39 protein-coding genes are annotated in these 25,543 nt (G+C 41.6%); all 39 read right to left on the bottom strand.

Going from position 1 to position 25,543, the window contains the following annotated elements:
* Window positions 1-12: 12 nt before the first annotated feature.
* Window positions 13-378, bottom strand: a complete 366-nt coding sequence (rpsM, locus tag NML69_RS04165; protein ID WP_000090781.1) for a 30S ribosomal protein S13 — start codon at window positions 376-378, stop codon at window positions 13-15.
* A gap of 17 nt (window positions 379-395) precedes the next feature.
* Window positions 396-512 carry a 50S ribosomal protein L36 gene (rpmJ, locus tag NML69_RS04160; protein ID WP_001808836.1) on the bottom strand — a complete coding sequence of 39 codons (117 nt, stop codon included), beginning with the start codon at window positions 510-512 and terminating at the stop codon, window positions 396-398.
* A gap of 24 nt (window positions 513-536) precedes the next feature.
* A complete protein-coding gene (infA, locus tag NML69_RS04155; RefSeq protein ID WP_001029883.1) occupies window positions 537-755 on the bottom strand; it encodes a translation initiation factor IF-1 in 219 nt (72 codons plus the stop codon).
* Window positions 756-871: 116 nt separating this feature from the next.
* The gene (locus NML69_RS04150; RefSeq protein ID WP_001050433.1) at window positions 872-1,510 is read right to left on the bottom strand and encodes an adenylate kinase; all 639 of its coding nucleotides are present in this window, start codon (window positions 1,508-1,510) and stop codon (window positions 872-874) included.
* Between the two features lie 145 nt (window positions 1,511-1,655).
* On the bottom strand, window positions 1,656-2,966 hold the full coding sequence (gene secY / locus NML69_RS04145) for a preprotein translocase subunit SecY (RefSeq protein ID WP_254725389.1): 1,311 nt from the start codon (window positions 2,964-2,966) through the stop codon (window positions 1,656-1,658).
* Window positions 2,967-2,978: 12 nt separating this feature from the next.
* Entirely contained in the window at window positions 2,979-3,419 is a 441-nt protein-coding gene (gene rplO, locus NML69_RS04140) for a 50S ribosomal protein L15 (protein ID WP_000766089.1), read from the bottom strand.
* Window positions 3,420-3,563: 144 nt separating this feature from the next.
* Window positions 3,564-3,746 (bottom strand): 50S ribosomal protein L30, encoded by a 183-nt coding sequence (gene rpmD / locus NML69_RS04135; RefSeq protein ID WP_219337995.1) that lies wholly within the window; start codon window positions 3,744-3,746, stop codon window positions 3,564-3,566.
* Window positions 3,747-3,759: 13 nt separating this feature from the next.
* The gene (gene rpsE, locus NML69_RS04130) at window positions 3,760-4,254 is read right to left on the bottom strand and encodes a 30S ribosomal protein S5 (RefSeq protein WP_000874204.1); all 495 of its coding nucleotides are present in this window, start codon (window positions 4,252-4,254) and stop codon (window positions 3,760-3,762) included.
* A 17-nt stretch (window positions 4,255-4,271) separates the two neighbouring features.
* On the bottom strand, window positions 4,272-4,628 hold the full coding sequence (rplR, locus tag NML69_RS04125) for a 50S ribosomal protein L18 (RefSeq protein ID WP_004244055.1): 357 nt from the start codon (window positions 4,626-4,628) through the stop codon (window positions 4,272-4,274).
* A gap of 83 nt (window positions 4,629-4,711) precedes the next feature.
* Window positions 4,712-5,248 (bottom strand): 50S ribosomal protein L6, encoded by a 537-nt coding sequence (gene rplF / locus NML69_RS04120; protein ID WP_000086624.1) that lies wholly within the window; start codon window positions 5,246-5,248, stop codon window positions 4,712-4,714.
* A 193-nt stretch (window positions 5,249-5,441) separates the two neighbouring features.
* Window positions 5,442-5,840, bottom strand: a complete 399-nt coding sequence (gene rpsH, locus NML69_RS04115) for a 30S ribosomal protein S8 (protein WP_000245504.1) — start codon at window positions 5,838-5,840, stop codon at window positions 5,442-5,444.
* A gap of 213 nt (window positions 5,841-6,053) precedes the next feature.
* On the bottom strand, window positions 6,054-6,239 hold the full coding sequence (locus NML69_RS04110) for a type Z 30S ribosomal protein S14 (RefSeq protein WP_001085697.1): 186 nt from the start codon (window positions 6,237-6,239) through the stop codon (window positions 6,054-6,056).
* A gap of 17 nt (window positions 6,240-6,256) precedes the next feature.
* Window positions 6,257-6,799, bottom strand: coding sequence for a 50S ribosomal protein L5 (rplE, locus tag NML69_RS04105; RefSeq protein ID WP_000013542.1), 543 nt, complete (start codon window positions 6,797-6,799; stop codon window positions 6,257-6,259).
* Window positions 6,800-6,822: 23 nt separating this feature from the next.
* Window positions 6,823-7,128, bottom strand: coding sequence for a 50S ribosomal protein L24 (rplX, locus tag NML69_RS04100; RefSeq protein ID WP_000497691.1), 306 nt, complete (start codon window positions 7,126-7,128; stop codon window positions 6,823-6,825).
* 183 nt (window positions 7,129-7,311) lie between these two features.
* Window positions 7,312-7,680: a 50S ribosomal protein L14 gene (gene rplN, locus NML69_RS04095; RefSeq protein WP_000616545.1), complete on the bottom strand. Its 369-nt coding sequence runs from the start codon at window positions 7,678-7,680 to the stop codon at window positions 7,312-7,314.
* Window positions 7,681-7,705: 25 nt separating this feature from the next.
* Window positions 7,706-7,966, bottom strand: a complete 261-nt coding sequence (gene rpsQ / locus NML69_RS04090) for a 30S ribosomal protein S17 (RefSeq protein ID WP_000440801.1) — start codon at window positions 7,964-7,966, stop codon at window positions 7,706-7,708.
* A 24-nt stretch (window positions 7,967-7,990) separates the two neighbouring features.
* On the bottom strand, window positions 7,991-8,197 hold the full coding sequence (gene rpmC / locus NML69_RS04085) for a 50S ribosomal protein L29 (protein WP_000772918.1): 207 nt from the start codon (window positions 8,195-8,197) through the stop codon (window positions 7,991-7,993).
* Window positions 8,198-8,206: 9 nt separating this feature from the next.
* Entirely contained in the window at window positions 8,207-8,620 is a 414-nt protein-coding gene (gene rplP, locus NML69_RS04080; protein WP_000960946.1) for a 50S ribosomal protein L16, read from the bottom strand.
* Between the two features lie 3 nt (window positions 8,621-8,623).
* Window positions 8,624-9,277: a 30S ribosomal protein S3 gene (rpsC, locus tag NML69_RS04075; RefSeq protein WP_000529936.1), complete on the bottom strand. Its 654-nt coding sequence runs from the start codon at window positions 9,275-9,277 to the stop codon at window positions 8,624-8,626.
* 12 nt (window positions 9,278-9,289) lie between these two features.
* Entirely contained in the window at window positions 9,290-9,634 is a 345-nt protein-coding gene (gene rplV, locus NML69_RS04070) for a 50S ribosomal protein L22 (RefSeq protein ID WP_000818137.1), read from the bottom strand.
* Window positions 9,635-9,645: 11 nt separating this feature from the next.
* The gene (gene rpsS / locus NML69_RS04065) at window positions 9,646-9,927 is read right to left on the bottom strand and encodes a 30S ribosomal protein S19 (RefSeq protein WP_000533766.1); all 282 of its coding nucleotides are present in this window, start codon (window positions 9,925-9,927) and stop codon (window positions 9,646-9,648) included.
* 103 nt (window positions 9,928-10,030) lie between these two features.
* Window positions 10,031-10,864, bottom strand: coding sequence for a 50S ribosomal protein L2 (gene rplB / locus NML69_RS04060; protein ID WP_000512910.1), 834 nt, complete (start codon window positions 10,862-10,864; stop codon window positions 10,031-10,033).
* Between the two features lie 17 nt (window positions 10,865-10,881).
* Window positions 10,882-11,178, bottom strand: coding sequence for a 50S ribosomal protein L23 (locus NML69_RS04055; protein WP_254725388.1), 297 nt, complete (start codon window positions 11,176-11,178; stop codon window positions 10,882-10,884).
* The gene (rplD, locus tag NML69_RS04050; protein ID WP_000024539.1) at window positions 11,178-11,801 is read right to left on the bottom strand and encodes a 50S ribosomal protein L4; all 624 of its coding nucleotides are present in this window, start codon (window positions 11,799-11,801) and stop codon (window positions 11,178-11,180) included. The genes NML69_RS04055 and rplD overlap by 1 nt, the downstream gene beginning before the upstream one ends.
* A 24-nt stretch (window positions 11,802-11,825) precedes the next feature.
* Window positions 11,826-12,452 (bottom strand): 50S ribosomal protein L3, encoded by a 627-nt coding sequence (gene rplC / locus NML69_RS04045; RefSeq protein ID WP_254725387.1) that lies wholly within the window; start codon window positions 12,450-12,452, stop codon window positions 11,826-11,828.
* A gap of 82 nt (window positions 12,453-12,534) precedes the next feature.
* Window positions 12,535-12,843: a 30S ribosomal protein S10 gene (gene rpsJ, locus NML69_RS04040; RefSeq protein WP_001284513.1), complete on the bottom strand. Its 309-nt coding sequence runs from the start codon at window positions 12,841-12,843 to the stop codon at window positions 12,535-12,537.
* A 255-nt stretch (window positions 12,844-13,098) separates the two neighbouring features.
* On the bottom strand, window positions 13,099-13,512 hold the full coding sequence (locus NML69_RS04035) for an effector binding domain-containing protein (protein ID WP_000478847.1): 414 nt from the start codon (window positions 13,510-13,512) through the stop codon (window positions 13,099-13,101).
* 566 nt (window positions 13,513-14,078) lie between these two features.
* Complete coding sequence (locus NML69_RS04030; protein ID WP_254725386.1) at window positions 14,079-14,705, bottom strand: uridine kinase; 627 nt, start codon at window positions 14,703-14,705, stop codon at window positions 14,079-14,081.
* A complete protein-coding gene (gene nrdG / locus NML69_RS04025; protein ID WP_254725385.1) occupies window positions 14,702-15,298 on the bottom strand; it encodes an anaerobic ribonucleoside-triphosphate reductase activating protein in 597 nt (198 codons plus the stop codon). Before nrdG ends, NML69_RS04030 begins: the two co-directional genes overlap by 4 nt.
* Window positions 15,299-15,302: 4 nt before the next feature.
* Window positions 15,303-15,803 carry a GNAT family N-acetyltransferase gene (locus NML69_RS04020; protein WP_254725384.1) on the bottom strand — a complete coding sequence of 167 codons (501 nt, stop codon included), beginning with the start codon at window positions 15,801-15,803 and terminating at the stop codon, window positions 15,303-15,305.
* A 43-nt stretch (window positions 15,804-15,846) separates the two neighbouring features.
* Window positions 15,847-15,987, bottom strand: a complete 141-nt coding sequence (locus tag NML69_RS04015) for a hypothetical protein (protein WP_000521618.1) — start codon at window positions 15,985-15,987, stop codon at window positions 15,847-15,849.
* Between the two features lie 11 nt (window positions 15,988-15,998).
* Window positions 15,999-18,206, bottom strand: a complete 2,208-nt coding sequence (gene nrdD, locus NML69_RS04010; RefSeq protein WP_254725383.1) for an anaerobic ribonucleoside-triphosphate reductase — start codon at window positions 18,204-18,206, stop codon at window positions 15,999-16,001.
* 120 nt (window positions 18,207-18,326) lie between these two features.
* A complete protein-coding gene (locus NML69_RS04005; protein ID WP_254725382.1) occupies window positions 18,327-19,844 on the bottom strand; it encodes a damage-inducible protein CinA in 1,518 nt (505 codons plus the stop codon).
* 35 nt (window positions 19,845-19,879) lie between these two features.
* Window positions 19,880-20,023, bottom strand: coding sequence for a hypothetical protein (locus NML69_RS04000; protein WP_000933182.1), 144 nt, complete (start codon window positions 20,021-20,023; stop codon window positions 19,880-19,882).
* 73 nt (window positions 20,024-20,096) lie between these two features.
* Window positions 20,097-21,629, bottom strand: coding sequence for a cardiolipin synthase (cls, locus tag NML69_RS03995; RefSeq protein WP_254725381.1), 1,533 nt, complete (start codon window positions 21,627-21,629; stop codon window positions 20,097-20,099).
* 281 nt (window positions 21,630-21,910) lie between these two features.
* Window positions 21,911-23,062 (bottom strand): iron-containing alcohol dehydrogenase, encoded by a 1,152-nt coding sequence (locus NML69_RS03990; protein ID WP_254725380.1) that lies wholly within the window; start codon window positions 23,060-23,062, stop codon window positions 21,911-21,913.
* Between the two features lie 184 nt (window positions 23,063-23,246).
* On the bottom strand, window positions 23,247-23,690 hold the full coding sequence (locus tag NML69_RS03985; RefSeq protein WP_254725379.1) for an SP_0198 family lipoprotein: 444 nt from the start codon (window positions 23,688-23,690) through the stop codon (window positions 23,247-23,249).
* 90 nt (window positions 23,691-23,780) lie between these two features.
* Window positions 23,781-25,031, bottom strand: coding sequence for a folylpolyglutamate synthase/dihydrofolate synthase family protein (locus tag NML69_RS03980; protein WP_254725378.1), 1,251 nt, complete (start codon window positions 25,029-25,031; stop codon window positions 23,781-23,783).
* Window positions 25,032-25,237: 206 nt separating this feature from the next.
* Entirely contained in the window at window positions 25,238-25,543 is a 306-nt protein-coding gene (locus NML69_RS03975; protein WP_007520816.1) for a DUF1292 domain-containing protein, read from the bottom strand.

The following is a 25,543-nucleotide window of genomic DNA, read 5'->3' as shown; positions in this document are numbered from 1 at the left end:
TTACCTCCTATATTATTTTTTCTTACCAGCAATCGCAACAGCTTTACCTTTACGAGTGCGAGCGTTGTTTTTAGTGTTTTGTCCACGGACAGGAAGTCCACGACGGTGACGAATACCACGGTAAGAACCGATTTCCATCAAACGTTTGATGTTCAAGTTTACTTCACGACGAAGGTCACCTTCAACTTTGATTGCATCCACTTCACGACGGATAGCATCTTCTTGATCTGATGTAAGGTCACGTACACGAACATCTTCTGAGATTCCAGCAGCAGCCAAAATTTTCTTAGATGTTGCAAGTCCGATACCATAAACGTAAGTCAATGAGATTACTACGCGTTTGTCATTTGGAATGTCAACTCCAGCAATACGAGCCATGTTTTCTCCTTTCTATCTTATCCTTGACGTTGTTTGTGTTTTGGATTTGCTGGGCAAATTACCATAACACGACCATTACGACGAATTACTTTACAGTATTCGCAAATTGGTTTGACCGATGGTCTTACTTTCATTTCTTATCCCTCCAAGTTTTTCGATTATTTAAAGCGGTAAGTGATACGTCCACGTGTCAAGTCATATGGACTCATCTCGACAGTAACACGATCTCCCGCTAAAATACGAATATAGTTTTTACGAATTTTACCAGAAACTGTTGCTAAAATCTGATGTCCATTTTCAAGTTCAACCGTAAACATTGCGTTAGGCATTGTATCGACTACTTTGCCTTCAACTTCAATCACATCGTCTTTTGCCACGCAAAAGCACCTCCATAAATTTCGATTCGATGCCTCTGAAAACAGAGACAACAATTATAAGTCAGACTATCTCAGTATAACATTTGTAGCGATTTTTTGCAAGTGTGAAAAACGCTTTATTTCAAATTTGTCAATACTTTTTCGATGTCTTTGAACACATCATTGATATCTTGATTTCCTTCGATATCGTGGACCAAACCTTTGGCACGGTAGTGAGCAATGATTGGTTCACCTTGTGCAATATTCACGTCCAAACGACGCTTCACTGTCTCCGGTTTGTCATCTTCACGTTGGTAATAATCTTCTTCCTTATAGTCAACTGGTGGGTTGAAAACTTTGTGGAAGGTTTCACCTGTTTCGCGATGGATGATACGACCACTCAAACGTTCCAAGAGACAATCTGGGTTCACTTCGATATTGATCACACCTTCTAGTTCGATACCGAGTTCCGCCAATGTTTTATCCAAGGCATGGGCTTGTTCAATCGTACGTGGGTAACCATCCAACAAGAAACCTGTTTCCTTGATGTCGTCCTGTGAAAGGCGTTCTTTAACAATTCCATTTGTAACTTCATCTGGAACCAACTCACCTTTGTCGATGTATGACTTTGCAAGTACACCCATTTCAGTTTGATTTGCCATAGCAGCACGGAACATATCTCCAGTTGAAATGTGTGCCACGTGGAATTGCTCCACAATTTTAGCTGCTTGCGTTCCCTTACCTGCTCCGGGTAAGCCCATAATCAAAAGATTCATGATAGGATCTCCTTATTTTGTATTTAAATAGAAGCAGAAATCTCTTTCAACTCCTATTTAAAAACAAAATAGAAGAGGGGAGACGAAAATCTCTCTGATAGATAGATCTTCATACTCCACTCTCTAAGCAAAAGTAATTTTGCTTTTATTCTGTTTTATCCATGAAACCAACATACTTACGTTTCAATAGGTAACCTTCTAGCTGTTTGATTCCTTCGATACCAGTTGAGATAATGATCAAAAGACTAGTTCCCCCAAAAGCAACAGCTTCTGAAAGACCAAAGACATCTTTTGCCACAATCGGCAAGATTGAAATCACACCAAGGAAGATTGATCCGACAGTCGCAAGGCGACGAAGAAGTTTCGACATGAACTCTTCAGTTCCCTTACCAGGACGGACACCATGAATGTAGGCTCCACTCTTTTGCAAGTTTTCTGCTGCTTTCTCTGGATTGATCTGTACAAATGTATAGAAGAATGTAAAGAGAATGATCAACAAGGCATACATAGCAACACCTGTCGGAGATGTTGTAGATAACATTTCCTGTGCTGTACGTACCCAAGCCCAATCATGACCTGTAGCACTCAAAAATTGAAGAATGGCTGCAGGTGCTGCTGTAATGGAACTTGCAAAGATAACTGGGATAACCCCCGCCGGGTTCACCTTCAATGGAAGGTATGAACTTGATGGGGCTCCTTGAGCAACTTTTGTATATTGGATTGGAATTTTATATTCTGCCTGTTGAACAAAGGTTGTAAAGTAAACAATCAACAAGACAGCGATAATCAAAATAACGACAAAGATAACAGATGAAGTCAAACGGCTACTTGGAATATTGACGAAGTAGTCAACATAGATTCCTTTAATCATTTCAGGAATTGAAGCAACAATACCTGCAAAGATGATCATAGAAACACCGTTTCCGTATCCCTTATCTGTAATTTGTTCCCCGAGCCAAGTTACAATCATACTACCTGCTGTGAGGATAATACCGATAGTAACAAAGACTTGTGGAGTTAAAGCTGTCGTTAATAATTTCGCTCCAGATAGAGTATTAAATCCTGCTGTAATCCCGATAGATTGAACAAATGCAAGTACAAGTGCAATATAACGAGTAGCCTGGTTTAGTTTTCTCCGTCCCACTTCCCCTTGTTTGCCCCATTCTACAAACTTCGGTAAAAGATCCATTTGTAGCAATTGAACAACGATTGAAGCAGTGATATACGGACTGACTCCGAGTGCAAAAACGGAGAAGTTCTTCATGGCATTCCCTGAAACAAGACTAAGCATGTTCAAGAAAGATAAACCACTGAGAGCTTCTAAACTTTTTGCATTCACACCTGGAACAGTGATACTTGTCCCAATACGGAAAACAAGAATGATAAAAATCGTAAAGAGAATTTTTGATCGAACTTGTTTAACCTTGAGCGCTTCTTTTAGTAATTTAAAAAACATGGGTCACCTCTCTTAGATGACTTCTACAGAACCACCTTTAGCAGTGATAGCTTCCTCAGCTGATTTAGAGAATTTAGCTGCTTTCACAGTCAATTTCTTAGTCAACTCACCGTTACCAAGAATTTTAACTCCTGATTTTTCAGCTTTCACAATTCCTGCTTCGATAAGCACAACTGGAGTTACTTCTGCACCGTCTTCAAAGACGTTCAATTGGTCAAGGTTTACAATTGCGTATTCTTTAGCGTTAATGTTAGTGAATCCGCGTTTTGGAAGACGACGGAACAATGGAGTTTGTCCACCTTCAAAACCGAGGCGAACTCCGCCACCGCTACGAGCTTTTTGACCTTTTTGACCGCGACCAGATGTTTTACCGTTACCTGATGAAGTACCACGACCAACACGGTTACGTACTTTACGAGAACCTTCTGCAGGTTTCAATTCATGAAGTTTCATTATTATTTTCTCCTCTTTTGTAAAATGCTAGCGCCGATAAGAGAGAAAAGGTTGTCTCCCTTATCAACTCGCCTATACATCGTCATCTTAGATGACTATACCTAGTTTTAGGGGATGAGTATTGCCACATCCCCTAAAAATTCATTAGTTTACTTCTTCAACTGTTACCAAGTGAGATACTGCAGTGATCATACCACGGATAGCAGCGTTGTCTTTTTTGATAACAGAGCTGTTCAATTTGCCAAGTCCAAGTGCTACAACAGTTTTACGTTGTGATGGAATGCGTCCGATTGGAGACTTAGTCAAAGTAATTTTAATTTGAGCCATTTTATCCCCTTTCTTATGCCAAATCAGAAACTGAGATACCACGAAGGGCAGCAACTTCTTCAGCGCGTTTCAATTGTTTCAAACCTTCAACAGTTGCGCGAACAATGTTGATTGGAGTGTTAGAGCCAAGTGATTTAGATGTAATATCTGCCACACCTGCCAATTCCACAACGGCACGAACTGCACCACCAGCGGCAACTCCAGAACCTTCTACAGCAGGTTTCAACAATACTTTAGCTCCACCGAATTCTGAAAGAACTTCGTGTGGGATTGTTGTTCCAACCATAGGAACTTCAATCAAGTTTTTCTTAGCATCTTCTACTGCTTTGCGGATTGCTTCTGGAACTTCTTGAGCTTTACCAGTACCAAATCCTACGCGACCGTTGTGGTCACCAACAACAACAAGAGCTGCGAAACGAAGACGACGTCCACCTTTAACAACTTTTGTAACACGGTTGACAGCAACTACGCGTTCTTCTAATTCAACTGCATTGTCTTTAAATGCCATTTTCTAGTGTCCTCCTATTAGAATTTCAATCCGTTTTCACGAGCTGCATCAGCCAAAGCTTTCACACGTCCGTGATATAGATATCCACCGCGGTCGAACACCACTTCTGAAATACCTTTAGCGTTTGCACGTTCTGCAACGAGTTTACCGACAGTAACGGCTTGTTCAGTTTTAGTTCCTTTTGAAACTTCTTTGTCAAGAGTTGAAGCACTTGCGAGCGTTACACCCGCTACGTCATCAATCACTTGAGCGTAGATGCCTGTATTAGAACGGAATACGTTCAAACGTGGGCGATCAGCAGTTCCAGAGAGTTTTCCGCGAACGCGACGGTGGCGTTTTTGGCGGAGTTTGTTTTTATCTGGTTTAGAAATCACAGTTTTCACCTCTTTAGTTTTAAATCGTGTGCTATGCACTAAGTTGGAAAATAGGTTGGTGGTTGAAAATCAACCACTCAACATTATTTACCTGTTTTACCTTCTTTACGGCGAACGAATTCACCAACGTAACGGATACCTTTACCTTTATATGGTTCTGGTGAACGAAGGCTACGTACGTAAGCAGCTGTTTGACCAACTACTTCTTTTGAAATTCCGCTAACAACGATTGTTGTTGGGTTTGGAAGTTCAAAAGTAATTCCTTCTGGAGCTTCAACTTCGTCTGGATGTGATTTACCAACAGCCAAAACAAGTTTAGATCCTTGAAGTTGTGCACGGTAACCAACCCCGCGCATTTCAAGTTCTTTCTTGAATCCTTCTGATACACCAATTACCATGTTGTTCAAAAGGGCACGAGTAGTTCCGTGGATTGTTTTCATTTCTTTTGAATCGTTTGGACGGTGAAGAGTTACTTCAGTACCTTCCACACGAATTTCAATATCTTTTGAGAACTCACGAGTAAGTTCTCCTTTAGGTCCTTTTACAGTTACAACGTTGTCATTGTTAGTGATTTCAACACCAGCAGGCAACACGATAACTTTATTACCAATACGTGACATGTTTTTATTCTCCTGTTAAATTGTCAGGCCAGAACGGCCAGTTTTCACGGGGGTTAAAGATACTTATTGAGTTCAATAGCTAAATTGAACACGCTCTAAGAACTGTGCAAAATAGATAAGTTGTCTTGTTTGTAAACAAACTTCTCCAACTTCCTAATTTTGCTTTGTTCTTCACGAGCTTTGTATCTTGATTTTACCAAACGTAAGCGATAACTTCCCCACCAACGTTCTTTTGGCGAGCTTCTTTATCAGTAAGCAAACCTTCAGAAGTTGAAAGGATAGCAATTCCAAGTCCGTTAAGAACTTTTGGAAGATCTTCACGTTTTTTGTAGACACGAAGTCCTGGTTTAGAAACACGTTTCAAGTTAGTGATAACTTTTTCACCGTTTGGTCCGTATTTAAGGAATACACGGATGATGCCTTGTTTGTCATCTTCGATGATTTCTACGTTCTTAACAAAACCTTCGCGTTTAAGGATTTCAGCAATCCCTTTTTTGATGTTTGATGCAGGTACTTCAAGTACTTCGTGTTTCGCTTGGTTAGCGTTACGAATACGAGTTAGGAAGTCTGCGATTGGGTCAGTCATAACCATTTTGTTTTTCTCCTCTTACTAGTAGTTTGCAAGTTGCACTTGCTAGTTAATGATTGAGCTATGCTCAGATAGTATTGACACATTCAAATGAGAGAACTCTTATTTGAACACGAGCTACAACCTGTGCAAAAAAGATAAATTTGTTTTGGGGCATCGCTCCTTCACCAAATTTCCTATTTTTGCTGTGGTTGTTACGCTCTTTGTATCATGATATTACCAAGATGCTTTTGTTACACCAGGAATTTGTCCTTTGTAAGCTAATTCACGGAAGCAAACACGGCAAAGTTTAAATTTGCGGTAAACTGAATGTGGACGACCACATTTTTCACAACGAGTATAAGCTTGAGTAGAGAACTTCGCTGGACGTTTGTTCTTAGCAATCATTGATTTTTTAGCCATTAGATTTACCTCCTATATTATTTTGCAAAAGGCATTCCAAGGCCTGTAAGCAATGCACGTGACTCTTCGTCAGTGTTAGCAGTTGTTACGATAACGATGTCAAGACCACGAGTTTTGTCAACGTCATCGAAGTTGATTTCTGGGAAGATCAATTGTTCTTTCACACCAAGAGTGTAGTTTCCGCGTCCATCAAATGATTTTGTTGGAACACCGTGGAAGTCACGCACACGTGGAAGTGAAACCGAAACCAATTTGTCCAAGAATTCGTACATACGTTCACCACGAAGGGTAACTTTTGCACCGATCGCTACACCTTCACGAAGACGGAAGCCGGCGATTGATTTTTTAGCTTTAGTGATAAGTGGTTTTTGACCTGAGATAAGTGCCAATTCTTCAGCAGCTTTTTCAAGACTTTTAGCGTTTGATACAGCTTCACCAACACCCATGTTCAAAACGATCTTATCTACTTTAGGCACAGCCATCACTGATGAGTAGTTGAATTGTTCTGTCAAAGCAGGAACTACTTCATTAAGATATTTTTCTTTTAAACGATTTGCCATTATACTTCTCCTTTCCTTCGTGATTAATCAAGCACTTCGCCTGATTTTTTGTTGTAGCGAACTTTTTTACCGTCTACAAATTTGTAACCAACACGACCAGCTACACCATTTTTGTCCAATACTTGAACGTTTGATACGTGGATAGCTGCTTCTTTTTCGATGATACCACCTTGAGGAAGCTCGTTAGTTGGACGTTGGTGTTTCTTAACGATGTTAACACCTTCAACGATAACTTTGTTTACTTTTGGAAGGGCAGTAAGGACAACAGCTTCTGTTCCCTTATCTTTACCAGCGATTACGCGAACTTTGTCGCCTTTTTTTACAAACATTAGGTTTCTCCTTGATTTTTCTTACGCCCATAAGGGCACCCTGGAGTTGAATCCAGGGGACTAGTTTGTTTGTTTTTACTCTGCGAAAATTAAAGCAATTCTTCATCAGTTTCAACTCACCTAACTTAAGTTATGCTTTCGTCTCACTTCCTAGACTTGTTTTAATTTTCATTGAGCAATCAATTAAAGTACTTCTGGAGCAAGTGACACGATCTTCATAAAGCCACCTTCACGCAATTCACGTGCAACTGGGCCAAAGATACGTGTTCCGCGAGGAGTTTTGTCTTCACGGATGATAACTGCTGCGTTTTCGTCAAATTTGATGTATGAACCATCAGCACGACGAGCACCTGATTTAGTACGAACGATAACAGCTTTTACAACGTCACCTTTTTTAACCGCACCACCAGGAGTAGCTTGTTTTACAGATGCCACGATAACATCACCGATGTTTGCAAATTTACGTCCTGAACCACCAAGAACTTTGATAGTCAAGATTTCGCGAGCACCGCTGTTGTCTGCGACTTTCAAACGAGTTTCTGTTTGAATCATTTCAGTTTTCTCCTTTCAGGTTTGATTAGATGATGACCGCTTCTTCAACAACTTCTACAAGACGGAAACGTTTTGTAGCTGAAAGCGGACGAGTTTCCATGATACGTACGATATCGCCTTCTTTGGCAACATTGTTTTCATCATGTGCTTTGTATTTTTTAGAGTAGTTAATACGTTTACCATAGACTGGGTGGTTACGTTTTGTTTCAACTACAACTGTGATTGTCTTGTCCATTTTGTCAGATACAACACGTCCAACAAGAACTTTACGATTATTGCGTTCCATTGAAATTTCTCCTTCCCTAGTCTATTATTTCGCTTCAGATTGAACTGTTTTGATACGAGCGATTTGTTTTTTAACTTCCTTCAAGCGAGCTGTTTGTTCCAATTGACCAGTAGCAGCTTGGAAACGAAGTTCAAACAATTCTTTTTTCAATTCGTTTTCGCGCTTCGCGAGTTCTTCTTGAGAAAGACCACGAAGTTCTTTAACAAATTCTTTTACTTCATTAAGTTTCATGCCTTCTCCTTATTCTGCTTCACGTTTTACGAATTTACATTTAACTGGCAATTTGTGGCTTGCAAGACGAAGTGCTTCGCGAGCGATTTCTTCAGATACACCAGCGATTTCGAACATCACTTTACCACGTTTAACTGGTGCTACCCAACCTTCAGGCGCCCCTTTACCAGATCCCATACGCACACCGATAGCTTTAGCAGTGTATGACTTGTGTGGGAAAATTTTAATCCAAACTTTACCACCACGTTTCATGTAACGAGTCATGGCGATACGAGCAGCTTCGATTTGGCGGTTAGTGATCCAGTGGCTAGTTGTAGCTTGAAGACCGTATTCACCGAATGCTACTTCTTTTCCACCTTTTGCTTCACCGCGCATTTTTCCACGGAATTCACGACGGTGTTTAACACGTTTAGGTACTAACATTGGTTATTTACCTCCTTTAGTGTTTTTACGAGCTGGAAGAACTTCACCACGGTAGATCCATACTTTAACACCAAGTTTACCGTATGTAGTATCTGCTTCTTCCCAAGCGTAATCGATATCTGCACGAAGTGTATGAAGTGGAACAGTTCCTTCAGAGTATCCTTCAGCACGGGCGATATCTGCACCGTTCAAACGACCTGATACTTGAGTTTTGATTCCTTTAGCTCCAGCACGCATTGCACGTTGGATTGCTTGTTTTTGTGCACGACGGAAAGCGACACGTTGCTCCAATTGACGAGCAATTCCTTCACCTACAAGGTGAGCATCCAAATCAGGTTGTTTGATTTCGATGATGTTGATGTGTACTTGTTTTCCAGTCAATTTGTTAAGTTTTGCACGGAGTGCATCAACGTTAGCACCACCTTTACCGATAACCATACCTGGTTTAGCAGTGTGAAGTGAAACGTTAACTTTGTTTACTGCGCGTTCGATTTCGATAGTTGAAACTGCTGCGTCAGCAAGTTCTTTTTGAACGAATTTACGGATTGCAAGATCTTCATGAAGGTAATCCGCGTATTCTTTTTCAGCATACCATTTGGCATCCCAATCACGGATGATGCCGACACGCATACCAATTGGATGTACTTTTTGACCCACGATTTTACCTCCTTATTTTTCTGCAACAGCTACAGTGATGTGAGCTGTACGTTTGTTGATTGGTGAAGCTGAACCTTTCGCACGTGGACGGAAACGTTTCATAGTTGGTCCTTCGTTTGCGAATGCTTCAGATACTACCAAGTTAGCTTTGTCCAAACCAAAGTTGTTTTCAGCGTTAGCTACAGCTGAGTTCAAAACTTTCAAGATGATTTCAGCAGCTTTGTTTGGTGTGAATGTCAAGATTGCAATAGCATCGGCTACGCTTTTACCACGGATGTTGTCAAGAACAAGACGTGATTTACGAGGTGAAACACGTACTGTACGAGCCATTGCTTTAGCTGAAGTAATTTCTGCCATTTATGTTCTCCTTATTTTCTACGTGTTTTCTTGTCGTCTGCAGCGTGACCTTTGTAAGTACGAGTTGGTGCAAATTCACCAAGTTTGTGACCTACCATGTCCTCTTGGATGTAAACAGGTACGTGTTTACGTCCGTCATAAACTGCAATAGTATAACCAATGAAACTTGGGAAGATCGTTGAACGACGTGACCAAGTTTTGATAACTTTTTTCTTTTCGTCGTTAGCTTGAGCTTCAACTTTTTTCATCAAATGCTCATCGACGAAAGGTCCTTTTTTAAGACTGCGTCCCATTTTTATATTTTCTCCTTTAAATGTTGTACCACAGCGGCTTGCGCTCACATGGAGCGCTACCGAGCTGGCGGATTTCCTAGTTGCTTAGGCGACTAGTTTACTATTATTTCTCGTTGCGACGACGAACGATAAGTTTGTCAGATTTCGCTTTCTTGTTACGAGTTTTAAGACCAAGAGCAGGTTTGCCCCATGGAGTAGATGGTGCTTTACGACCAACTGGTGCTTTACCTTCACCACCACCGTGTGGGTGATCGTTAGGGTTCATTACAGAACCACGAACTGTTGGGCGGATACCTTTCCAACGGCTACGTCCTGCTTTACCAAGGTTTACAAGTCCATGTTGTTCGTTTCCGACAACACCAACTGTAGCACGACAAGTTCCAAGAATCATACGAACTTCGCCAGATTGAAGACGAACAAGAACGTATTTACCTTCTTGACCCAATACTTGGGCAGAAGCACCAGCAGCACGTACCAATTCTCCACCACGACCTGGTTTCAATTCGATGTTGTGGATCAAAGTACCAACTGGGATGTTAGCAAGTGGAAGAGCGTTTCCGACTTTGATATCTGCTTCAGGACCTGAAACGATACGTTGACCAACTTCAAGACCTTTTGGAGCGATGATGTATGCTTTCACACCGTCAGTGTAGTGTACAAGAGCGATGTTTGCAGAACGGTTTGGATCGTACTCGATAGTTTTAACAACTGCTTCAACGTTGTCTTTGTTACGTTTGAAGTCAACCAAACGGTAGAAACGTTTGTGTCCACCACCTTGGTGACGAACAGTGATACGACCGTTGTTATTACGACCAGCCTTGCTCTTCAAAGCAACAAGCAATGATTTTTCAGGAGTGCTTGTTGTGATTTCAGCGAAATCCAAAGAAGTCATATTACGGCGACCGTTTGTTGTTGGTTTATAAACACGAATTCCCACGATATTTCCTCCTTAGATTATTCAGCTTCAGCAGCGAACAACTCGATTGCTTTTGAATCAGCTGTAAGTGTAATGATAGCTTTTTTAGTTTTGTTAGTAAAACCAGTGTAACGTCCAACACGTTTCGCTTTTGGTTTTACGTTGATTGTGTTAACATTGGCAACTTTAACACCTTCGAAAGCAGCTTCAACAGCTTGCTTGATCAAAAGTTTGTGTGCACGAGTGTCAACTTCAAATACATATTTTCCTGATTCAAGTTGAGCCATTGAGCTTTCAGTGATGACAGGTTTTTTGATAACATCATACAAATTCATTATGCAAGAACCTCCTCGATTTTAGAGATAGCTGCTTGTGTGACAAGAAGTTTGTCGCTATTTGCGATGTCAAGAACACTTGCAGTTGTAGCAGTTGCAACTTTCACATTTGGAAGGTTACGAGCTGAAAGAGCTGCGAATTCATTTCCTTCTTCAAGGATAACAAGAACTTTAGAATCGATGCTCAATGCTGCAAGAACTTTTGCAAATTCAGCAGTTTTTGGAGCTGTAAATTCAAGAGAATCAACGGCTACAAATTTGTTTTCAGCAACTTTTTCAGAGTAAACTGATTTAAGAGCTAGGCGACGAACTTTTTGTGGAAGTTTGTAGCCATATGAACGTGGAGTTGGTCCGAAGACAACACCACCACCACGCCATTGTGGTGAGCGGATAGAACCTTGACGAGCACGTCCAGTTCCTTTTTGACGCCATGGTTTGCGTCCACCACCTGATACTGCAGAGCGGTTTTTAACAGCGTGTGTTCCTTGACGAAGGCTTGCGCGTTGGCTGATGATTACATCAAACACAACTGATTCATTTGGTTCGATACCAAATACTGCATCGTTAAGAACAACTTGGCCAGCTTCTTTACCAGTTTGGTCAAATAATGTTACGTTTGCCATTGTGACTGATTTCCCCTTTCTTTATTATTTAACAGCTTTAACTGCTGATTTGATAGTGATAAGAGATTTCTTAGCACCTGGTACGTTACCTTTGATAAGGATAACGTTCTTTTCTGGAACAACTTGTACAACTTCAAGGTTTTGAATTGTTACGCGGTCGCCACCCATACGTCCTGCAAGGTTTTTACCTTTGAATACGCGGTTAGGCGCAACAGGTCCCATAGAACCTGGACGACGGTGGTAACGAGAACCGTGAGCCATTGGTCCACGTGATTGTCCGTGGCGTTTGATAACACCTTGGAAACCTTTACCTTTAGAAGTACCAGTTACGTCAACAACGTCTCCAGCTGCGAATGTTTCAACTGTGATTTCAGCACCAACTTCCAAGCCTTCAACGTTTTTGAATTCACGAATGAAGCGCTTAGGAGCCGTGTTAGCTTTCGCTACATGTCCTTTAGCAGGTTTGTTGCTCAATACTTCGCGTTTGTCATCGAAACCAACTTGGATAGCGTTATATCCGTCTGTTTCTACAGTTTTAACTTGAAGAACAACGTTTGGAGTTGCTTCAATAACTGTTACAGGGATCAATTCGCCAGCTTCAGTGAAGATTTGAGTCATTCCCACTTTTTTCCCTAAGATTCCTTTTGTCATGAGAAAATAGTTCCTTTTCTATATTTTTTATTCAAAAAGTTTTTAACGAGCGTTTTTCATGCTCAAGGTTTCAAACTTTGGATTAAAGTTTGATTTCTACGTTTACACCACTTGGAAGATCCAATTTCATCAACGCATCAACTGTTTTTTGAGTTGGGTTAACGATATCGATCAAACGTTTGTGTGTACGCATTTCAAATTGTTCGCGAGAGTCTTTGTATTTGTGAGTCGCACGAATGATTGTGTAGAGGCTACGTTCAGTTGGAAGTGGGATTGGACCCGCAACTTGTGCACCTGTACGAGTAGCTGATTCTACGATTTTTGCAGCCGCTGTGTCAAGCGTACGGTGTTCGTATGCTTTCAAACGGATACGGATTTTTTTGTTTGCCATCTTTTTCTCCTTTTCGTCTATTTAAGATAATAGGCTAGCTCCACAAGAAAACCGACGCGCGTTGCGTGGCAATGCAACCGAGCGTGTCGCAACCTCTTGCATCAAAGCTAAGGCTGTAATTTACAGCACCATAATAGAATAACACAAAGCCCCTGCGATTGCAAGGGATTTGCGAGCTTTTTTCGTTTTTTTACTAACCTAAGTTACTAGAGTATGTTCTGATCCTCTTTCGTAAATAAAACTTAGTTTGACAATTTACCCATTTTTGGAGGTGGCGATAAAGATAGATACTGTCTGATCTGGATCATATTTTTCAAAATCAATACTATACTGACGTCGCAGTTCTCTTGCTTCTTCTGCCTGCCAAATTTGTTGCCAGGTATGAAGAAAACCTTTTGAATCACTTGTATCCACCTCAAATACTTGGTAGGTTTGTCCTGAAGTGTCAAAATCCCAGTCTTCTTTATCGGATAGACTACAGAGCGACAAGCTGTAATCCCCCTTGTAGTCGCTGACATAATCATGATAGACTGCATAAATCGAAAGCCCTTGGGCAAATGCCTCCTCTACTTCTTTCTGGTGTTCCTGCCATAGATGGCTAATTTTTTCCATCATGTTTGGATCTTGGAAATTATTTGTAGAGATACTACTGATTATTTTTAAAAACATTCCTTCGCTCCTTTTACTTTCACTTCTAAGGTGACTGACTAGCAATCAACCTCAGCTCTAAACTTTCTAGCTACCAAGAGGCTAATTCACGCAACAAAATGAAATAGCATTCTTTGCGTATAGGATATATCACACCATTCACTATCAACTCCCTTTTCCCAGAAAAAACGATGCCTATAACAGACAAAACGTTCAATTTATCGGTCTCAACCAGAGCTGAAAAACAATGCAGGCTTCAACCAAGACCATCCTTCCAATTCTTATTGATATAGTCTGGAAAGTTTTTAACGAACATTTTTTGTGCTCAAGTCTAAGACATAAAGGGATTCCAACTCAAAGCAAAAATAGGAAATCGACGCGCGTTGTGTGGCAGTGTATCCAATCGTGGTCACAACCTCTTGCATCACAGCTAAAGATGTGATTTACAGCACCACGGTAGAATAACACAAAGCCCCTGCGATTGCAAGGGATTTGTGAGCTTTTTTTCGTTTTTTTAGGATGAAACTGTTTTCTCTTTTCATCTTTCCAAGATTACGGATTTATATCTATAAAAACCGCCTTTTCTTCTATATAGTGTGTGTCATTTTGACCTTGAATGTATCTTCTGATTGATCTACTAAAATGTCCGCTTTAGACTCGGTTTCTCTATAGTATCGCAGATACTGCTCCCGCCTCATCTGATGGCTAGCCAATACAAAAGATGCATCACGATTTCTCATAGTCGTATCTCGAGCTAAGCGCCTCTTTAATTCGGTCTCCTCATCCGTGTAGAAACAGATGGTTTTGTCAAAGAGTTCCTTGGGTAGAAAACCCACAGACATCCCTTCAACAATAAGAATTGGCTTTGCTCCAGACAAGACCTCGCTAGCTTTCCACGGTTCATCGATTGTCAAGACATCCATACCTGCCTGCAAGGCGAGAATATCTCTCTGTAAACTTGCCAATTCATGCGCCACTGGCAGACAAGCTGTCACCTTTTGATCTGGCGCTTGCTTTGGTACTACCAGGTGACGTTCTAAAGTGATATAGGGATCTGTTTCTAGTAAATTTACTGTAGTAGAATCTAGGGCTTGATATAATTCCTGAGCGAAGGTTGACTTGCCTGAAGCCCCATGACCGTAGATCCCTAGCGTCCTAATTCTTCCCGTTTCGATCTCTGAAACCAGTTGTTCTATCAGGTCTTTTTTCTTCATTCTCTCTTCACCTGTTCATAGTTTTCTTTTCCGTCATTAAGCTTGTCCCAAATCACCACTTGCCCACTTTTGAGGGATTTTTGCACATCGATAATTCGTTGATTAGAAGACCCTCGAAACTGGAGCATGAGATTGCGCTTGCTTTTATCATACCGTCCATCAACAAGGATGTCAATCAGCGACAAGAGTTCCAGTTTATCTGGAGTTTCCATCATCATTTCCTCCCACGTGTAGCCCGTCCAGGACCAGATGTCTTTGTCTGGCAGTTCCTTTCGAATGCGCTTAACGAGGGGCAAGAGGATACCAGTATTGAGAAAAGGTTCTCCTCCCAGTAAGGTCAAGCCTTGAACATAGGGTTGGGCAAGGTCTTCCATGATTTGTTCTTCTAATTCTGCCGTATAGGGAATGCCTGCGTTGAAAGACCAAGTCGCAACATTATAGCACCCCTCGCAGTGAAACATGCAACCTGATACATAGAGAGAGTTGCGTACACCTTCTCCATCGACAAAGTTAAAGGCCTTATAATCAATGATCCGTCCTTTACTAAGTTCCTCACTTTTCCATTCACCTGGTTTTGGTGTATTCCATGTCATCCTTTTACTCCAAATCTATCCAGTAACGTTCTACACCATTGCGAACATCCTCAAACACCCCACCATTTGCCACAATCACCGCCCTACTAGCAGGATTTTCCGTACTACAGGTCACAAGTGCTTTTTTGATGTTCTTCTCCTTGGCAACTTGCAGGCCTTGTCTGAGGGCTTCTTTGGCATAACCCTTGCCTCTTTCAGAGGGGCGGATGGAGTAGCCAATATGACCCCCATTTTCTAGTAAGTAGTCATTTAATCGGAGACGAAGGTTGAGAAAGCCAAGAGCCTGGCCTGCTACGTCAAAACTAACCAGCTGGATAGCAGGAACCCAGTTTTCAGGAATATTGAGTCCCGCTTCCGCTTGAAGATTTTCTTCTAGCCACTCTTCATAAACAAAATTGTTGGCGTTCCAAAACCCACCATCATGAGGGGACTGTGCTTGTTCAAACTCTGCCATCATCTCTAAAACTGTTTCTTTATCTGCTAATCTTGGTCTACGTAATTCCATCCTTACCTCCCGCTAAGAGAAAAGCGAGAGCGAACTCTCACTTTTATTTTTTCTTGTTTTTGTTTAAAAACTGTTCTCTGAGGTTGAGCAAACGTTCTTTTTTTCCCGCTCCACCTTTAGAGTGTTTCTCGTGATAACGGGTCACTTGTGCGCGTCCCTTATCGTCTAATTGGTATTTCCCCATTCCGTTTCCTTCTAATTTGTTACTTCATGTCCAGCTGTTTTGATAGTAGAGCCATTCATGTGTTTGACACGCGCAGCGATTTCCTTGTGGCGTCCGTTAACCATCGGACGTGCTTGAGGATTTCCCAGATAACCACACGTACGTTTGACCACATCTACTGTTTTAGGGTCGCTATTGCCACAGTTTGGACAAGCAAATCCTCGCTCAGTTGGTTCAAAATCCCCTTCAAAGTCACACTTGTAGCAACGATCAATCGGAGTATTGGTCCCTAGATAACCGACACGGTCATAGGCATAGTCCCAGACAGCTTCCAAGGCTTTAGGATTTTGCTGAAGGACTGGGTATTCACAATAATGGATGAAACCACCTGACGCACCTGCTTCTGGATAAACTTTCTCAAAGTCTAATTTTTCAAACGGTGTTGGATTTTTCCGGACATCGTAGTGGAAAGAGTTGGTGTAGTATTCCTTATCCGTAATATCAGGAATAGAGCCGAACTTCTCTGTATCCAAGCGGCAGAAGCGATCTGTCAGACTTTCAGACGGTGTGGAGTAGATAGAGAAATGGTAACCATATTGGTCAGACCACTCTTCCACTCGACGTTTCATATCACGAATAATATCCAGTGTGAATTCCTTGGCTTCAGGATTGCTTTCCCAGCTATTTCCAAAGAAGACAGTAGCCACTTCGTACAAACCAATGTAGCCCAGCGAAACTGTCGCACGGCGATTCTTAAAGAGTTGATCAACACTTTCTTCTTTTCCGAGACGGCGTCCGAAGGCCCCGTACTGATAGAGGATTGGGGCATTCGCTGGTGTTGCTTCCTTGGTCCGTTCAACACGGTAAACCAGAGCATCTTCTGCGATGTTCATCCGCTCATTGAAGATTTCCCAAAACTTATTCAGATCCCCTTCAGACTCGAGGGCGATACGAGGCAGATTGACTGTCACAACACCTAGATTCATCCGACCTGAATTGACCTCAACACCATTTTCATCTTTCCATCCTTGAAGGAAAGAACGGCATCCCATAGGAACCTTGAAAGAACCTGTCAACTCAATAATCTTATCGTAGGACAAGATATCTGGGTACATCCGCTTGGTTGCACACTCAAGGGCCAACTGTTTGATGTCGTAGTTAGGTGAACCTTCCTCTAAGTTGAGTCCTCTTTTTAGCGTAAAGATGAGTTTAGGGAAGATAGCTGTACGGTGTTCTGAACCAAGCCCCTTGATTCGGATGTTCAAGATAGCTTTTTGAATTTCTCGCTCAAAACGACTAGTCCCTAAACCAAAACCGAGCGAAGTAAATGGTGTTTGTCCATTTGAAGTGAAGAGGGTGTTGATTTCATACTCAAGAGATTGCATAGCATCATAGATGTCTTTTTGGGTTTTCTTCCAAGCGTAATCTTCCCGTTTGTCAGGCAAGACCCACTCTTCCGCATCCTTGAGATGTTTTTGATAATTCTTCTCCGCATAAGGCGCCAAGACTTCATCGATACGGTCAGCTGAGCACCCCCCGTACTGGCTAGAAGCAACGTTGGCGATGATTTGAGAAATTTGAGCTGTCGCAGTCTGGATAGACTTGGGACTCTCTACCTCTGCATTCCCAATCTTAAAACCATTTTCCAACATGCCTTTAAAATCAATCAAACAGCAGTTGGTCATAGGAGTGTAGGGGCTGTAGTCCAAGTCATGATAGTGGATATCCCCTTTTTGGTGAGCATTGGCTACGTGCTTAGGAAGCATTTGCAGTCCGATTGATTTCCCAACAATCCCCGCTGTCAAATCACGTTGGGTATTAAAAACATCACTGTCTTTATTAGCATTTTCATTGACAACCGCCTGGTCTTTATTGAGAAGTTTATGGATACTAAAGTTGATATCTGTCGCTTTTGAGCGCTCAAAATCCCTTTGTGTCCGATAAGTGATATACTCCTCAGCCAAGGCATATTCTTTGGCTTCAAGGAGTTCATGTTCTACGACATTTTGAATTTCGTAAATCTTGACACCTTGAGGGAAGCGACTGTGAATTTCAGTCACGATTCTTTCAACTAGACCATTTAGGCGTTTTTCTACTAGAGGCGTAACGTCCATAACCTTTTCCGCCGCCTTGTGGAGAGCCTTGTCAATCTTGTCTACATCAAACACCACACGTCTACCATCTCGTTTTTCAACGAACAAGGTGGGAACGGTTACAAGCTTTTCTTCTAATACAATCATATCCATGCTCTTTTCTAAAATGTTGTTCTATGAAGTATTATACCACTCTAAAAATAAAAATCAATATCTTGTGTCAAAAATCCTAAAATTTTTAAAATTCCACAAGATATTGATTTTTTGTTATTTTGATTTATAAAGTTTGAACTCGCTAGTATCTGTCTGAACAAGCTCATAGTTTTCACTGAGCCAGCTCTCTACATCTGACCACAAGGCAACTTTTTGATTGACCACAATCATCTTCGGCTGATTCTCTTTCAGGTCATTCATCAGTTTGGTTTTATTTTCATCGCTTGCAGTATAGAGTGTTGGAGTTGATAGAGAAGTCGGCGCCAAGCGTTCACTTGCACGGTAGAAATCAGGACGATCATCCCATGCATAGACACGATCCTCAGAACTCGTTTGTTGTTTGACCATGCTAGCAAGACGTTCTCTCTCCTGATAAGTCGCTGGGTGAGAAAGGTAGCGACTCACAATAGGAAGAACAATAAGGTAGGCAAGGGCAATCAGTGGTAGATAGAAATTTCCTTTAAAGAAAGAAGTTTGTTTCTCACGTCTTCTTCTACGACGACTCCCTCCATCCGAAACATCTTCCTTGATTCCTGTCAGAAGGAGCAGGACCAAGAAAGGAATTAGCACCACAAGACGAGTACCATTGATGGTTTCTTTGGAGAGAATCAAGATTCCCAAAGAAACCATCAATCCCAAGCTAGCAGCAATTGAGAGGGCATATTGCTTGGCTGGTTTTGACTGGAACAAGCCTGCAAAGAGCAAACCAAGGGAACCTAATCCAATAGCAAGCAAGCCATAGAAGGCTGCATTTTCAAGCAAATGCGAGTTCGAAAAGAGGCTAAGAGTATTTACCGGATATAAGGTTTGGCTAATGGCATCCCCAAAACTACCTGTCCACACTGTATAGTAGCCTAAAGGATAGAATAAGAGTGAAAATCCTAGGGCTGACGCAAAAAACTGATATAGACCATGAACAAAGTGACCTTTGCCTAGATTAAAGCCGATAATTCCCAAGGCCAGTACAGCCGCAAACAAGGCGGTTTGGATTGGCGCAAGGAAGAAAGCAAGTGCAAGGCTCATCCCCACTCGTACAAATCCTTTGTCGTCCTTTGGAAAAGCGAGATAATTTGTAACGATACTCAATGAATAAAATAGGAAAGGCAGGGCTAGCAAGAGAGCATAGCCACCACCAAAAGCGAGGCCCGCTACAAGCAAGTATAAAATAAAGACAACTCGCTCCGCTTCCTTTTCTTGGCCGGCAAGAGTATCCGCGGCCTTAAAAAGAAAAACACCTGCTCCAAACAAGGCCAACCACTCAGCCAAAGCAAGCAAAATACTGCCTTGAAAAAGATAGTTTAGCACATAATAGAGCAATCCCTCCGTCCCAAAGTAATCTGTATACATTTGACCATTTTGATGCAAGGCCCAACCTGTATAAAGATCCTGAGTTTGTTGCGGACTGACTAAACCAAAAATAAAAGGCAGGGCAACCGAAATGGCTGTGGCCACTAAACTCCAAAGCAAAATACTAAAAAAGGGAATGGGAGCTCCTTCTCGTTTCTCTGGCACTGACCAGTCTTGGTAATGAGATTCTTCTTGTTTTTCATCTATTTTCCCGTATACGTTCATTCAATTTCTCCTCTAAGTTTATCTGTTTTAGTATATCAAAATCTTACAGGAATGTCAGCTTGGGATTGATATTTGCTGAATTTCTTATCCAATATCGCAAAGCGTTCGATTTCACGAAAACGGTGAAATCGGCTGTTTCTATACTCTCTGATAAAATCATCATCTTCTAGATTAAGCATGGTTTTCTCCTTTACTTATCTATTCGTAAGAAGACAAAAAAGATCCAGCTTTGGGCTAGATCTTAGTGGATAGTTAGAGCATAGGCGCAAACAACTGGACAATTTCCTTGATTAGGCTTTGATACCAACTGGTTTTGATAGTGTGAGGATAAATTTCTTGAGAAACTTTAAAAATCTCTTCGAAGTCCCTTTCAATATCGATGATGGACTGCGTTCTATAAAGTAAGACGGCATTTTCATAGTGGTGGAGCAAGCTACGATAGTCAAAATTGATGGTCCCCACAGTAGCTGCCTCTCCATCGACAAGCATTTGCTTGCTATGAAGGAATCCCGGACTGTACTCATAAATACGAACCCCCGCAGATAGCAAGTCTGGATAGGCTCCTCGAGTAACTAACTGAATAACCTTCTTATCTGGGATACACGGCGTCACAATTCGCACATCTACCCCTCTCAGAGCTGCATTTTTGATACTTTCAGTTAGATCGTAGTCCGCAATCAGATAGGGAGTCGTGATGTAGACGTAATCTGTAGCTTGATTGATAAGATTTTGGTAGACCGTTTTTCCAACTTGGGCTCGGTAGATGGGTTTTGGCCCACTACTATAGGGAATACAGAGCCCCATCCCATCTTTGGGCTGATTTTCGAGATGGTATTGGTCAAAGTCACTAATCTCTCCACGGTTGATGTACCAGGCAGATAAAAAGAGTCTGGTAAAAGCCTTAACTGCTGGTCCATCCAACCGAATACCGCTATCCTTCCAATAACCAAAGCGTTCGATATGGTTGATATACTCATCGGCCAGATTGACACCACCTGTATAGGCAATTTGACCATCGATAACCATGATTTTACGGTGATCACGGTTGTTATAAGCAACAGTTAAGCGCGGAATCACCTTGTTAAATTTATGGGCTTCAATCCCTCGACTACGAAGCTGAATAGTATAATCCCCAGGTAAGGTTGCCATACATCCAATATCATCATAGAGAAGCTTCACCTCCACTCCTTGAGCAGCCTTTTCTTCCAAAATTTCTAAGATGCTGTTCCACATCAAACCTTCTTCGATGATATAGTATTCGAGAAAGATAAACTTCTCTGCTTTCTTGAGATCCTCTAGCATCTGGCGCCACATGCTTTCACCAGATGCAAAAAATTGTGTATCCGTTCGATCATAGACATCGGCATTCGTGTCCATGCTGAGGAGAGATTTGATAACCCCGTAAGCCGATTTGTCCTGCTCTTTTAACTCCAAACGGAGAGCTCTGCTATTGTCCTCTCGGTCAACCATTGATTGGAGCTGCTTTAGCTGCTTCAATTCTTTTTTAGATAAACGACGTTCTCCAAACATGATATAGAGCAAGGGGCCAAAAACTGGCACAAAGGCTACTAACAACCATGTTACCTTACTCTCAGGATTCATGGACCGATTGACAATCGATACAATAGTCGCTAAGCTCACTAAAATGACTAGGATAATCCAGAGAATCGGAGCCATCTGCCCTAGATAGAGAAATAAACCAAAGACGATAAACAACTCTGCCAACATGATGGTAATACTAAAACCATATTTGGACATGAGTAGCTGCATTTTTCTAGCTGTCATACATTCCCTTCCTTTTCTAACATTCTCCCTCACCGATAGATAAACTAATGTTTCTACTAGTATACCTCAGTTCAGGGGTAGATGGCAACCTTTTACCTTTTTCTATTCAAACTATTCCAAGAACTGCAAGATTCTTAAACTACACCCTCACTATACGAAGCGCTGCCCTTTTTATATTTTTAACTAGGGGATTAAGAGGCTTAAAAAGAACTACCAAAATGGTAGTTCTTCTATAATTATTTATATTTTGAGGAATAAGTCCCTTCCACTCTACTTAATCTTTAGAAGAGTTCTTTGTAGAGTGCAATAGTTTCTTCTAAAGTTGGCATAAATGGATTGCCTGGCGCACAGGCATCGATCAAGGCATTCTTAGAAAGGTAGTCAAAGTCAAAGTCTTTTTCTTGGATACCGAGTTCAGTGAGTTTCTTCGGAATACCTACTGTTTCAGACAGTTTCTCAATTTCAGCAATAGCATAGTCAGCACATTCTTGGTCTGTTTTCCCTTCAACATGAAGTCCCAAGGCCTTGGCTACATTGCGAAAAGCTTCTGGTACACGCTTGGCATTTTCACGTTCTACAACTGGGAGGAGCATGGCACAGCAGACACCATGTGGCAAGTTATATACCGCACCGAGTTGGTGAGCCATAGAATGAACATAGCCCAAACCAGCATTGTTAAAGCTCATACCACCGAGGAAAATGGCATTGACCATCGCCTCACGCGCTTCGATATCTTGTCCATTTGCCACAGCACGAGGAAGGTACTCTTTGATGAGTTCAATAGCTCCGATAGAGAGTTTCTTGGTCACATTATAAGCACCTGGTGTTACCAAGGCTTCGACAGCGTGAGTAAGAGCGTCCATACCTGTCGCTGCTGTCAATCCTTTCGGTTTTGAAAGCATGAGTTCTGGATCATTTACAGAGATAAGGGCGAGACTGTTCTTATCAACCATTACCATCTTGACCTTGCGTTCTTCGTCAGTAATAACATAGTTAATGGTAATTTCTGCAGAAGTTCCAGCTGTTGTATTGATTGCAACCACTGGCAAGCCTTTTTTAGCAGACTTATGAAGCCCCTCATAGTCTTGTGGCTTTCCACCATTTGTAGCGATGATAGAGATACAACTAGCCGCATCCTGAGGAGATCCTCCTCCAAGACTGATGATGAAGTCACAACCATGCTCTTTCAAAGCAGCCACTCCGTCTGTGACGTTCTTGCAAGTCGGATTTGGCTCCACATCGCTAAAGATCACATATTCGATCCCTTCAGTATCTAATGGTTTTAGGACCTTAGGTAAAATATCACTTCCTTCGATGAACTTGTCTGTCACCAAAAGAGCCTTCTTATACCCTAGTTCCTTGATATACGGACCTACTTCATTTACAACACCTTTACCAATAAGGTTAACTGATGGAACGTAAAATGTAGCCATATGCTTTTCCTCCTGCGCATCTGCGCTATTTGATTATTTACTATAAGTATACGACCTTATAAGAAGTTTTACAAATATTTGTAAGCGTTTTAAGTAAAAAGTTAGTAAAGAACAGCTAGCCACTTTTTCAAGAAAAAAGCTCCAAAAAGATGAATTTCATCTCATTGGAACTTTTACTTAATCATTATTGCTTAGTTAATACCACTCGGTCAGATGCCTCTCGGTCCATATCGTCGATAATCAATTGATTACCATTAACCGTATATATTTTGACATCATCACCGATAATGACACGTTGATTCTCTGGTTCAAAGCTGACTTGCTTGATTTCCTTATCTCCATCTGGCTCGACCTCAGTCCATGCACCAGTTTTACCTGTTACAACAAGAGTGATTTGGTCATTCTCATCTTTTCCAGTATAGGTACCATCGATATTCGTAGGTTGAGCTACAGTAGTGTCCTGACTTGAGGATGCCTGTGGTTGACTAGCACTTGTCGTAGCGCTAGAAGATGATTCTTGTTGAGTAGATGATTGCTGAGCAGGGGCTTGTGCCTTAGGTCCACAAGCTGCTAAAAGACTAAGAATTGCTAGGGAAGCAATAGAAAGTGTGAATGTTTTCGTTTTCATAGCAATTTCCTTTCTTTTGTGCCAATGTTTTGCTGGAATCGTTTCCAGATATACCTCCTACCTACAGTATAGCAACATAAACCTAGAAGATCAACTAATCTCGTCGATTCCTAGCAAACTCGCTCGCACTTCCGAGATAAAGTAGAGGGAGCCCGTCACAAAAAGCAAGTCCTGGTCATTGGCCTTTTCTTCAAATTCTCTGATAAAGTCCCCATATGAAAGAATCAAATCGTAACCCGCCACATCCTTTTCATCCAGAGAGCCTTGGTAGTCAAAGCCTGTTACCTTAAGTTCCACCTCAGGTAACTGCTTAGATAGATAACCTAGCATCCCCTGATAATCCTTGCGTTTAAGTGCTCCAAAAAGGATGCGAACCTGGTAACCTTGCTGGATTTTCCCTTGGATAAACTCTACCAGACGACTTAAGGCAGGAAGATTATGAGCCCCATCTAGGTAGATTCTCGGATGAATCCGTTCCAAGCGACCTGCCCAGTGAGTTTCTTTCAAAGCCTGTCTGATAAGCTCTGCTTCGACATCTTCCTCTCTTGACGTCATAAACAGAAGAAAAGTTTGTAAAGCCAAGGCGGCATTTTCTTGCTGATAAGCACCTTCCAAACCGATTTCAAGCTGGGAAAAGCTTGCTAGGCTACTTGAAAAATCCCCCGCATTCAATGTGAAGCCTCGCCCAGCTTGATAAAGGTCTACGTCTAACTCCCTCGCTGTATTTTGACAGACAAGCTCTGCTTCTGGAGCGAGCTTAGCAATGACCGCCTTCTTTCCAGCCTTGAAAATGCCAGCTTTCTGCTCTGCTATTTTCTCCAGACTATCGCCCAAGGTCTCCTGATGGTCTAACCCAATAGAAGTAATAACTGCAATCTCTCCTGTTACGACATTCGTTGTGTCAAGCAAACCACCAATCCCCACTTCTAGCAGAACTAGATCCATTCCCTGCTCTTTAAAGTAAAGCAAGGCAATCAGAGTCAGTAATTCAAAAAAGGACAACTGGTCATGGGTTTGCAAAAGCGTCTTTTCCATCTCCTTGACTTGGTTAGCTATACGGATAAAGTCTTCATCGGCGATCGGTTGTCCATTGATACAGATTCGATCATGGATGCTGATGATATGGGGAGAGGTAAAGGTCCCAACGTTTTTTCCATGAACTGCAAACAACTCCCTCATAAAGGCAATAGTTGATCCCTTGCCGTTCGTTCCTGTTACATGGATAATGGGATAAGCCTTCTCAGGATTCCCTAGCAAATCCACTGCTCGCTGCATTCTTCCAAGTCCAGATCTAAAGTTTAAACCAATCCGACTATGGAGCCATTCTTCTACTTCAAACATACATCTCCTTAACAACAATCCAATCAACTAGCGCACTAAAGTTTTACTGTAAATAAAAAGCGAGGCCGGGACAACAATCCCAACCTCTTACCTGGTTAGCTAATCACTAGCTACTATAAATTTCAACGTAGGCTAAAAACGTTCCCCGAACGTTCCTACTTTTTCTTATTTCTAGAAGCAGGGCTAAAAATGTCCCCCGGACATTTTTACTCCTCCATAAAGCTGTTGAAGACTTCTTCAATCATGTTCCATTCGTCTTCTGAGTCTTCTGGAATTGGTTGCAATTCGCCTTCTGTTCCATCTTCATTTTCAGTGAATGAGTAGGCTTGGATTTCAACTTCACCATTTTCATCTTCTTCTGCATTAACTGGCACTAGCAGAACATAGTTTTTACCAAATTCTTCTTTCCCATCGATAGTCAAAAGAATTTCAAACAAGGTTTCATTTCCTTGCTCATCTACTAGTGTAATCAATTCACGTTCTTCGTGGTCATGGTTGTGATCGTGTGACAT

This window comes from Streptococcus sp. CF8-6, assembly GCF_024295845.1.
GTDB classification, from domain to species: domain Bacteria; phylum Bacillota; class Bacilli; order Lactobacillales; family Streptococcaceae; genus Streptococcus; species Streptococcus oralis_BO.
Note: the sequence above shows the minus strand (reverse complement) of the source record. Positions and strands in the feature narration are given on the sequence as shown.

Excerpts from the sequence above, each read along its gene's own strand:
- rpsM (WP_000090781.1), bottom strand. The coding sequence starts at position 378 with ATGGCTCGTATTGCTGGAGTTGACATTCCAAATGACAAACGCGTAGTA.
- rpmJ (WP_001808836.1), bottom strand. The coding sequence starts at position 512 with ATGAAAGTAAGACCATCGGTCAAACCAATTTGCGAATACTGTAAAGTA.
- NML69_RS04150 (WP_001050433.1), bottom strand. The coding sequence starts at position 1,510 with ATGAATCTTTTGATTATGGGCTTACCCGGAGCAGGTAAGGGAACGCAA.
- secY (WP_254725389.1), bottom strand. The coding sequence starts at position 2,966 with ATGTTTTTTAAATTACTAAAAGAAGCGCTCAAGGTTAAACAAGTTCGA.
- rplO (WP_000766089.1), bottom strand. The coding sequence starts at position 3,419 with ATGAAACTTCATGAATTGAAACCTGCAGAAGGTTCTCGTAAAGTACGT.
- rpmD (WP_219337995.1), bottom strand. The coding sequence starts at position 3,746 with ATGGCTCAAATTAAAATTACTTTGACTAAGTCTCCAATCGGACGCATT.
- rpsE (WP_000874204.1), bottom strand. The coding sequence starts at position 4,254 with ATGGCATTTAAAGACAATGCAGTTGAATTAGAAGAACGCGTAGTTGCT.
- rplF (WP_000086624.1), bottom strand. The coding sequence starts at position 5,248 with ATGTCACGTATTGGTAATAAAGTTATCGTGTTGCCTGCTGGTGTTGAA.
- rpsH (WP_000245504.1), bottom strand. The coding sequence starts at position 5,840 with ATGGTTATGACTGACCCAATCGCAGACTTCCTAACTCGTATTCGTAAC.
- NML69_RS04110 (WP_001085697.1), bottom strand. The coding sequence starts at position 6,239 with ATGGCTAAAAAATCAATGATTGCTAAGAACAAACGTCCAGCGAAGTTC.
- rplE (WP_000013542.1), bottom strand. The coding sequence starts at position 6,799 with ATGGCAAATCGTTTAAAAGAAAAATATCTTAATGAAGTAGTTCCTGCT.
- rplX (WP_000497691.1), bottom strand. The coding sequence starts at position 7,128 with ATGTTTGTAAAAAAAGGCGACAAAGTTCGCGTAATCGCTGGTAAAGAT.
- rplN (WP_000616545.1), bottom strand. The coding sequence starts at position 7,680 with ATGATTCAAACAGAAACTCGTTTGAAAGTCGCAGACAACAGCGGTGCT.
- rpsQ (WP_000440801.1), bottom strand. The coding sequence starts at position 7,966 with ATGGAACGCAATAATCGTAAAGTTCTTGTTGGACGTGTTGTATCTGAC.
- rpmC (WP_000772918.1), bottom strand. The coding sequence starts at position 8,197 with ATGAAACTTAATGAAGTAAAAGAATTTGTTAAAGAACTTCGTGGTCTT.
- rplP (WP_000960946.1), bottom strand. The coding sequence starts at position 8,620 with ATGTTAGTACCTAAACGTGTTAAACACCGTCGTGAATTCCGTGGAAAA.
- rplV (WP_000818137.1), bottom strand. The coding sequence starts at position 9,634 with ATGGCAGAAATTACTTCAGCTAAAGCAATGGCTCGTACAGTACGTGTT.
- rpsS (WP_000533766.1), bottom strand. The coding sequence starts at position 9,927 with ATGGGACGCAGTCTTAAAAAAGGACCTTTCGTCGATGAGCATTTGATG.
- NML69_RS04055 (WP_254725388.1), bottom strand. The coding sequence starts at position 11,178 with ATGAATTTGTATGATGTTATCAAAAAACCTGTCATCACTGAAAGCTCA.
- rplD (WP_000024539.1), bottom strand. The coding sequence starts at position 11,801 with ATGGCAAACGTAACATTATTTGACCAAACTGGTAAAGAAGCTGGCCAA.
- rplC (WP_254725387.1), bottom strand. The coding sequence starts at position 12,452 with ATGACAAAAGGAATCTTAGGGAAAAAAGTGGGAATGACTCAAATCTTC.
- rpsJ (WP_001284513.1), bottom strand. The coding sequence starts at position 12,843 with ATGGCAAACAAAAAAATCCGTATCCGTTTGAAAGCATACGAACACCGT.
- NML69_RS04035 (WP_000478847.1), bottom strand. The coding sequence starts at position 13,512 with ATGTTTTTAAAAATAATCAGTAGTATCTCTACAAATAATTTCCAAGAT.
- NML69_RS04030 (WP_254725386.1), bottom strand. The coding sequence starts at position 14,705 with ATGAAGAAAAAAGACCTGATAGAACAACTGGTTTCAGAGATCGAAACG.
- nrdG (WP_254725385.1), bottom strand. The coding sequence starts at position 15,298 with ATGACATGGAATACACCAAAACCAGGTGAATGGAAAAGTGAGGAACTT.
- NML69_RS04020 (WP_254725384.1), bottom strand. The coding sequence starts at position 15,803 with ATGGAATTACGTAGACCAAGATTAGCAGATAAAGAAACAGTTTTAGAG.
- NML69_RS04015 (WP_000521618.1), bottom strand. The coding sequence starts at position 15,987 with ATGGGGAAATACCAATTAGACGATAAGGGACGCGCACAAGTGACCCGT.
- nrdD (WP_254725383.1), bottom strand. The coding sequence starts at position 18,206 with ATGATTGTATTAGAAGAAAAGCTTGTAACCGTTCCCACCTTGTTCGTT.
- NML69_RS04005 (WP_254725382.1), bottom strand. The coding sequence starts at position 19,844 with ATGAACGTATACGGGAAAATAGATGAAAAACAAGAAGAATCTCATTAC.
- NML69_RS04000 (WP_000933182.1), bottom strand. The coding sequence starts at position 20,023 with ATGCTTAATCTAGAAGATGATGATTTTATCAGAGAGTATAGAAACAGC.
- cls (WP_254725381.1), bottom strand. The coding sequence starts at position 21,629 with ATGACAGCTAGAAAAATGCAGCTACTCATGTCCAAATATGGTTTTAGT.
- NML69_RS03990 (WP_254725380.1), bottom strand. The coding sequence starts at position 23,062 with ATGGCTACATTTTACGTTCCATCAGTTAACCTTATTGGTAAAGGTGTT.
- NML69_RS03985 (WP_254725379.1), bottom strand. The coding sequence starts at position 23,690 with ATGAAAACGAAAACATTCACACTTTCTATTGCTTCCCTAGCAATTCTT.
- NML69_RS03980 (WP_254725378.1), bottom strand. The coding sequence starts at position 25,031 with ATGTTTGAAGTAGAAGAATGGCTCCATAGTCGGATTGGTTTAAACTTT.
- NML69_RS03975 (WP_007520816.1), bottom strand. The coding sequence starts at position 25,543 with ATGTCACACGATCACAACCATGACCACGAAGAACGTGAATTGATTACA.